At 70.7% G+C, this 7,390-nt stretch carries 6 protein-coding genes; 1 reads left to right on the top strand and 5 read right to left on the bottom strand.

Annotated elements, in window-relative coordinates:
• Positions 1-116 precede the first annotated feature (116 nt).
• The 5 genes from AB0M82_RS15435 to AB0M82_RS15415 all read right to left on the bottom strand — a co-directional run bounded on the left by AB0M82_RS15435 (position 117) and on the right by AB0M82_RS15415 (position 5,255).
• The gene (locus AB0M82_RS15435) at positions 117-719 is read right to left on the bottom strand and encodes an ATP/GTP-binding protein (RefSeq protein WP_004561734.1); all 603 of its coding nucleotides are present in this window, start codon (positions 717-719) and stop codon (positions 117-119) included.
• Positions 700-1,071 carry a DUF742 domain-containing protein gene (locus AB0M82_RS15430; RefSeq protein WP_364721849.1) on the bottom strand — a complete coding sequence of 124 codons (372 nt, stop codon included), beginning with the start codon at positions 1,069-1,071 and terminating at the stop codon, positions 700-702. Before AB0M82_RS15430 ends, AB0M82_RS15435 begins: the two co-directional genes overlap by 20 nt.
• A complete protein-coding gene (locus AB0M82_RS15425) occupies positions 1,068-1,487 on the bottom strand; it encodes a roadblock/LC7 domain-containing protein (protein ID WP_004561732.1) in 420 nt (139 codons plus the stop codon). The genes AB0M82_RS15430 and AB0M82_RS15425 overlap by 4 nt, the downstream gene beginning before the upstream one ends.
• Entirely contained in the window at positions 1,487-4,003 is a 2,517-nt protein-coding gene (locus tag AB0M82_RS15420) for a nitrate- and nitrite sensing domain-containing protein (protein ID WP_364721847.1), read from the bottom strand. The genes AB0M82_RS15425 and AB0M82_RS15420 overlap by 1 nt, the downstream gene beginning before the upstream one ends.
• Before the next feature lie 595 nt (positions 4,004-4,598).
• Positions 4,599-5,255 (bottom strand): transcriptional regulator, encoded by a 657-nt coding sequence (locus AB0M82_RS15415; RefSeq protein WP_364721845.1) that lies wholly within the window; start codon positions 5,253-5,255, stop codon positions 4,599-4,601.
• A gap of 221 nt (positions 5,256-5,476) precedes the next feature.
• Here AB0M82_RS15415 and AB0M82_RS15410 point away from each other — a divergent pair, with 221 nt between their 5' ends.
• Complete coding sequence (locus AB0M82_RS15410; RefSeq protein ID WP_364721844.1) at positions 5,477-7,333, top strand: AMP-dependent synthetase/ligase; 1,857 nt, start codon at positions 5,477-5,479, stop codon at positions 7,331-7,333.
• Positions 7,334-7,390 lie beyond the last annotated feature (57 nt).

Below are 7,390 nucleotides of genomic sequence, written 5' to 3'. Positions count from 1 at the left end.
CCGTCAAGGAGCACGCGCGGACGCCGTTCAAGGAGTCGGTGTGGAACCGGCTCGCCGAAGGCATCCGGTTCTCCCTCAATGCGACATTCACGGACTTCGGGGTCCCGGGGGTCCGGTCAGTAGCCGCCTTGGGCGGCCGCGAGGTCGGACCGCGCCATCACGTGTTCCATCAGGCTGGTCAGCACCTGCTTCGTCGACTCGCGCTCCCGCGCGTCGCACAGCAGCAGCGGGACGTCCATGCCGACGTCGAGCGCCTGCCGGACCTCCTCGGTGCCGTAGCGGTACGCGCCGTCGAAGCAGTTCACGCCGACGACGAACGGCAGGTTGCGACGCTCGAAGAAGTCCACCGCCGCGAAGCAGCTGTCGAGCCGCCGGGTGTCGGCCAGCACGACGGCGCCGAGCGCGCCCTCCGCCAGCTCGTCCCACATGAACCAGAACCGGTCCTGCCCGGGCGTGCCGAACAGGTAGAGGATCAGGTCGGGGTTGATCGTGATGCGGCCGAAGTCGAGCGCGACCGTCGTGGTGGTCTTCTGCTCGACCCCCGACAGGTCGTCCACGCCCTCGGACGCGGTCGTGATGACTTCTTCGGTGCGCAGCGGCGGCACTTCGCTCACCGAACCGACCATCGTGGTCTTGCCCACCCCGAAGCCGCCGGCGATCAGCACCTTGACCGCGGTAGCGGTCAGGTTCCGCCGGGGATCAGAGTTTCCGGATGCCATCAAGAACCGCCTGGAGTACGTGTTTGTTGGGGGTTTCGTTCACCGGCGCCGCGGTACGGAACAGCACCAGGTTCTGCTCGATGAGATCGCTCAGCATCACCTTCACCACGGGCAGCGGGAGATCCACCCGCGCGGCCACCTCGGCCACCGAGACCGGCCGCTGGCACAAGGCGATGATGCGCGCGTACTCCGGTTCGAGCATGCCCGCTTCGTGCGCGGTCCGCAGCGCGACGACGAGCGTGATGAGGTCGAGCCCGAGCGTGTCCGACCGGGTGCGGCCGCCCGTGACCGCGTACGACCGGACCAGCGGGCCGGCCTCGTCGTCGAACCAGGCTTCGTGCCGTGCGCTCATGGCGACGTGGGCTGGACGCCGGCGCCGGTCCGCGGAGCCGAGGTGAGCACCTGTCCGACCCGCTTCACCATGAGGTTCATCTCGTACGCGACCAGCCCCATGTCGGCGTCCTCGCGGGCCAGCAGGGCGAGGCAGGCGCCCCGCCCGGCCGCCGTCACGAACAGGAACGCGTGGTCCATCTCGACCATCGTCTGGCGGACGTTGCCGCCACCGAAGTGCCGTCCGGTGCCGCGGGCCAGGCTCTGGAACGCCGAAGCCACCGCGGACAGGTGTTCGGCGTCCTCTTCGGAGAGGTTGCCGGACCGTCCGATGAGCAGGCCGTCCGAGGACAGGACCACCGCCCGGTCCGCCCCGGCGACCCGTTTGACGAGGTCGTCCAGTAGCCAGTCGAGCTCGTGGGCGCCTGAGTTGACCATTACTCGCGCTCTCCGTACCTGTCGTCGTTCTCGGAAAACTCTTCGTCGCGGGCCCGGCGGGTGCCCTGCTGGAAGGCGGACAGCCTGCTGCGGGCGATCTCGGGCGAATCCAGCCTGACTTCTTCCCGTTCCGCGGCCACGGGCTTATCTTCCCGCAACTGGGGCACGAGGCTCTGCTGACGTCGCCGTTGGGGCAGCGGCGGCCGGCCGGGCGCCTCCGGGCGGCGCGGCTGCTGCGGCCGTCCGTCGGACGCCGAGGACCGTGGCTCCTGTGGCGGCCACACCGGCTGCTGCGCGCCCGGCCGGGCCGGACGCGAGGTCCGGGCGGGCGGCGCGGGCGGCCGGACCGAGGCCACCGGCTGCGCCTGGGTCGGCTGGCTCACCGGCTCCGAGACGGCCCCGACCGGGACCGGCGTCGGCACGGACGGCGGTTGCGCCGGGGCCGGCGGAGGCGCGGCCACGGGCGGCGGCGGCACGGCGGCGGGCGCCGTCACGGGCGCCGGCGGCGCGGGCGGATCGGTGCGGTGCCGGGCCGGGCGGCGTTGCGGCCGCTTGAGCGGCATGACCTCGTCGTTCACCGGCTCCGGCTCGACCGGGTTGGGCACGAGCTCCGGCTTCGGCGGCGTGATCGGCTGCTCCGGCTCGGACTCCGCCAATGGAGCCAACAGGTCGGTGCGCACCAGCACGATGGCGCGGGTGCCACCGTAGGCCGACTCGCGCAGGTGCACCTGGATGCCGTGGCGCGCGGCCAGCCGCGCGACCACGAACAGGCCGAGGCGCGGCTCGTCGGACAGCGCCATGATGCCGAAGTCCGGCGGGTCGGCCAGCATCACGTTGATCTCTTCGGTCTGGTCCGGCTCGAGCCCGAGGCCCTGGTCCTCGACCTCGATCACGACGCCCTTGCCGACCACGTTGCCGCGGATCTCGACCCGCGACTGCGGCGGCGAGAACGACGTCGCGTTGTCGATCAGCTCGGCGAGCAGGTGCACGAGGTCGCCGACGACCGGGCCGCGGACGGCGATCTGCGGCAGCACCGCCGTCTTGACCCTGGCGAAGTCCTCGGTCTCGGCGGACGCGCCGCGGACCAGCTCGGCCAGCCCGACCGGGTTGCGCCACTGCCGGCCCGGCTGCCCGCCGCCGAGGATGATCAGGTTCTCGGCGTTGCGGCGGGCGCGGGTGGAGAGGTGGTCGAGCTGGAACAGCGTGTCCAGCTGGTCCGGGTCCTCCTGCTTGCGCTCGGCCTGGTCGAGCACCTTGAGCTGGCGGTGCACGATGACCTGGCTGCGGTGGGCGATGTTGAGGAACACCGTCTTGGTGCCCTCCCTGACCTTCGCCTCGTCGATGGCGGCCGCGATGGCCGTCTGCTGCGCCTTGTTGAACGCGTCGGCGACCTGGCCGATCTCGTCGGTGCCGTGGTCGAGGAAGTGACCGCCCTCTTCGAGGTCGACGGGCTCGCCCGCCCGGACCCTGGCGACCAGCTCGGGCAGCCGGACCTCGGCCGCGTCGAGGGTGTCCTCGCGCAGCCGGTGCAGCCGGCCGATGAGCCGGTTCGACAGCCGGACGGCGACGAACACCACGAAGACCGCGAACAGGACCGCGATCACACCGGCGATCAGCGACTCGGTGAACGTCGAGTCCGCGTCGTCGATCGCCGCCTGGCTCGCGTTCGAGCTCTGCGTGATGAAGATGCCCATCAGCGCGTCGCCGACCTGCCGGGCGGCGGTGCGCCACTGGTCCTGGGCGACCGGCAGCTTGCTCAGGTCGCCGCGCAGGAACGCGGTCTCGACCTGGTTCACGGTCTGCCACGGCTGGCTCGCCATCAGCTGGTCGTACTTCGCCTTGACCTCGGGGATCATCTTCGGCGCCGACGCGTCGAGCTGCGCGTGGTAGGCGCCGACCTGACCGACGTAGGTGCGGAAGTCGTCGTTGGTCAGCCCACCGGCGGCCAGCCCCGCGGCGGCGAGCGCGTCACTGCGCTGCATCTGGTCCGCCGCGGTGAACAACGGGATGGCGGTCAGGCGGTCGAACGCGTTCTGGGCGCCTCGCGCGTTCTGGGCCAGCCCGGCCACGCCGTCGGTGAACTGGTCGATCATCTTGTTGTAGTAGGCGAAGGCCTGGCTGATCTGGATCTGACCGCTGTCGACCGCCTGGCGGGTCTGCGGCAGCTGCTGGAACAAGCCGAAGAACGTGGTGATGTTCCGCAGGACGCTCGGCGGGGTGTCGTTGTAGTCGGCGAAGTTGTCCCTGAGGTACTCGATCGTCTTCGCGGCGGCCTGGTCCGTCTTCGGGCGGACGGACGCGAGCACGGCTCGCTGGTTGCCCTGGCCCGCGAGCAGGCTCAGCGTGCCCTGGCGCTCCTGCTGCAGCATGGCCAGGAACGGGACCGACGGGGCTTCCGAGCCCCGGATCCGGTTGGTGTAGTCACGCCCCGTGACCGCGTCGTAGATGAGGTAGCCCGCGAGCGCCACACCGACCAGCAGCAGGGCCACACTGGGGATGAGCGCGATCGTGAGCACGCGCTTCCGAATCGAGGATCCCCGGTTGCGTCGAAGAGAAATCTGCTTCACCTGGGTCCGTTTTCCTTCCGGCAGTACATGGTTTCGGGTCGCCCGAGGCGCTCAACACCCGGATTCCGACCAGCCGGATCAACATCCACCGTGGTCTGCTTCGCCCGCGACGACGTTAGGCAGCGCTCCAGGGCGCGTCAAGTCCGAGGCGATAACGTGATCTTGGAAGGGTGACCCCTCCACACTCACTGCCTGCGCTTGGAAAGTCCACCACCGGAAGTCGTGACGTTCGTCCCAGCCCGGCTTCCGTTCCGCGGCACCGGGTGCAGGCCGGGAGCGGTGGCCGTCCCGCCGGTCGCCGGCGGCGACGTCGCTACGTACGACAGCGGCGAAGCGTTCGGTGAGAAACATCACGAGTTCACGGCCGGAGCGGCTCATCGCCACTTCGTTCGGGTCGGACAGCTCCCCCGAAGCGAAAGTACCCGGTATTCGCCTTCCCGGCCACGGATTCACCGGATAGGACGCCGAAAGTCCCGCTATTCCGCAACCGCGGTGGTCTCACCGCCCTCCTGGCGCCGGCACCGGTTCCACCCCGCGGCGGGCGTCAGCCCGGGAACTCGTCGGCGAGGGTGTTCCAGAAGAGCAGTTCGTAGCTCTGGAACAGCCGGGCGCAGCGGTGCGCCTCGCGTTCGTCGAGCCGGTGCGTGTCGAGGCCGGCTTGGACCGCGGCGAGCGCTTGTTCCGCTATTTCGGGAACGTCCGCGGCGAAGAAGTCGAAGAACGCGCACGCGTCGTCGGCGAATCCGTAGTGCGCGCGCATGCCGGCGGCGACGTCCGCGCAGTACCGGCCGAAGGCGGCGAAGTTCGCGAAGATCCCGGCCGCGGTCGCCGACGACTCGCCGTTCAGCGCGAGCCACGCGACGTAGGCCGGGTAAGCCTGGCAGCCCGCGCGCGGCCGCTCCTTCCCGTGGTCCGGACCAACCGCCTTGATCAACGCGTCGAGCATCCCGTTGGCCTGCTGCTCGCCCGGCGCGAGACCGCCGAAGAAGGTGCGCGCGTGCGGCTCGTCGGCCCGGGCGGCCAGCGCGTGGAAGCTCCGCCAGTCGCTGAGCGTGATCAGCTTCTCCTCCGCGGCGAGCGCGGCGAAGACCGCCCGCGGCGCGCGGCCCGCGGTGATCAGCGGCACCAGCCGGTTGTCGCCGTCGCGCGGCGCGAGTTCGGCCTGGATCCTGTCGAGCAGTTCGCGAGCCGACCGGGTCATCGGATCCCCCTGTGTGTCCACCGGACATGACTGTGCGATTCAAGTGACTGTGCCCATTCAAGCGCGGTTCGCCGCCCACCGTCGAGTACATTGTGGACAATCGTGGGCCCCTGACCGCGGGCGACCGCGTGAAGGGGACGCCCGACCTGGCCGCGATTCTCTATCCACCCGGCCCGGGAGCCCCTACAGTGTGGCCAACCGGAGCACCGAGGAGGCCAGCGTTGACCACCCCGTCCGTCGCCGAGCAGACCGAAGGCCAGACGATCCCGCGGTTGCTGCACCGCAACGCGGTCGAGTACCCCGACCTGCCGGCGATCACCTCGCTCGACATCGACGGGCAGCCGACGCTGACCTGGCTGGAGTTCCGCACCGCGATCGCCGAGGTGTCCCGCGGCCTGGCCGGGCTCGGGCTCGCCCCGCGTGATCGCCTGCTGATCATGGCGCCCGGGTGCCCGGACCACATCATCGCCGACCTCGCCGCGACGCACCTGTCCGCGATCCCGTGCACTGCCTACGCCACGCTCAGCCCGGACCAGATCGGGTTCGTCGCGCGGCACAGCGCGGCGCCGGTCGTGGTGCTCGGCGGGGAGAACGAGCTGGCGCGCTGGCGGCCGGTGCTCGACGACCTCCCGGCGCTGCGCCACGTCGTCGTCATGGACGAGACCGCGATCCCCGAAGGCGACGACCGCTTCCTCTCCCTCGCCACGCTCCGGGACCGCGGCCGGGAAGCGCTTGCCGCCGACCCCGGCGCGTTCGAGCGGTCCTGGCAGGACATCAAGCCCGACGACCCGCTGTCCATGATCTACACCTCCGGCACGACCGGCGACCCGAAGGGCGTCGTGCTGTCGCACCGCAACGCGATCCACCAGGCGTACGCGGTCACGGAGCTGCACCACCCGCCGATGCACGCGACCAACATCGCGTACCTGCCGCTCGCGCACATCGCCGAGCGGGAGCTGTCGATCTACCTGCCGATCGTGTGGGCCGGCCACGTGCACACCCTCGCCGACCCGACGGGGGTCGTCGGCGCGCTCGGCAAGGTGCACCCGCAGAGCTTCTTCGGCGTGCCGCGAGTGTGGGAGAAGATGGTCGCCGGGCTGAAGAACATGCTCGGCGGCGTGCCGGAAGACCGGCGCACGGCGTTGCTGCGGGCGAACGACCTGCTGCAGCAGGGCTACAAGCTGCGCAGCGCCGGGAAGCCGGTGCCGGCCGAGCTGGCCGAGCAGATCAGGCAGACCGACGAAGCCGCGCTGGCGCCGGTGCGCGCGCTGCTCGGGCTGGACAAGGTGCTCGTCGCCTCCAGCGGCGCGGCCGCCCTGCCGGTGGAGATCATCTACTTCCTGGCCGGCCTCGGCATCGAGATCTGCGAGGTCTGGGGCCTGTCGGAGACGACCGGCGCGGCGACGTCCAACTCCGGCGAGTCGTTCCGCGCGGGCACCGTCGGCAAGCCGATCGCCGACGTCGAAGTGCGTGTCGCCGACGACGGCGAGCTCCTGGTGCGCGGCCCGATCGTGTTCCTCGGCTACCTGCAGGAGGACGGCACGATCGCCGACGCGACCGACGCCGACGGCTGGTACGCCACCGGCGACATCGGCACGATCGACGAAGACGGCTTCGTGACGATCACCGACCGCAAGAAGGAACTGATCATCACCTCGAGCGGCAAGAACATCGCGCCGACCCGCGTCGAGGGGCTGCTCAAGGAGCACCCGCTGATCGGCCAGGCGGTCGCGATCGGCGACGACCGGCCGTACGTGACGGCGCTGCTCGTCCTCGACGACGAAATCGCCCCCGGCTGGGCCGCGGCGAACGGCGTCGAGGCCGCGCCCGGCGAACTGGCCGAGCACCCGGCGGTCCGGGCCGAGCTGGAGCGCGCGGTCGAGTCGGCCAACAGCAGGCTGGCGCGGATCGAGCAGATCAAGCGCTACCACGTGCTACCGAAGTCGTGGACGCCCGAGTCCGGCGAGCTGACGCCGACGCTCAAGCTCAAGCGCCGGGTCATCAACGACCGGTACTCGGCCGCCATCGAAAGCCTCTACGCGGCGGCGCGAGACCCCGAACCGGCGGCCGGCTCGTAGCCCAACTCGCCACTTTCGCTAGGAAAGATGCGTCTGAAGGGCCTCCGGACGCATCTT

Origin of the sequence: Amycolatopsis sp. NPDC051128, assembly GCF_040682715.1 — a bacterium.
Taxonomy (GTDB): Bacteria; Actinomycetota; Actinomycetes; order Mycobacteriales; family Pseudonocardiaceae; genus Amycolatopsis.
This window is presented reverse-complemented; position numbering and strand designations above follow the sequence as displayed.

Bases quoted from the DNA above. Each gene is read 5' to 3' on its own strand.
- AB0M82_RS15415 (WP_364721845.1), bottom strand. From the start codon at position 5,255: ATGACCCGGTCGGCTCGCGAACTGCTCGACAGGATCCAGGCCGAACTC.
- AB0M82_RS15430 (WP_364721849.1), bottom strand. From the start codon at position 1,071: ATGAGCGCACGGCACGAAGCCTGGTTCGACGACGAGGCCGGCCCGCTG.
- AB0M82_RS15425 (WP_004561732.1), bottom strand. From the start codon at position 1,487: ATGGTCAACTCAGGCGCCCACGAGCTCGACTGGCTACTGGACGACCTC.
- AB0M82_RS15435 (WP_004561734.1), bottom strand. From the start codon at position 719: ATGGCATCCGGAAACTCTGATCCCCGGCGGAACCTGACCGCTACCGCG.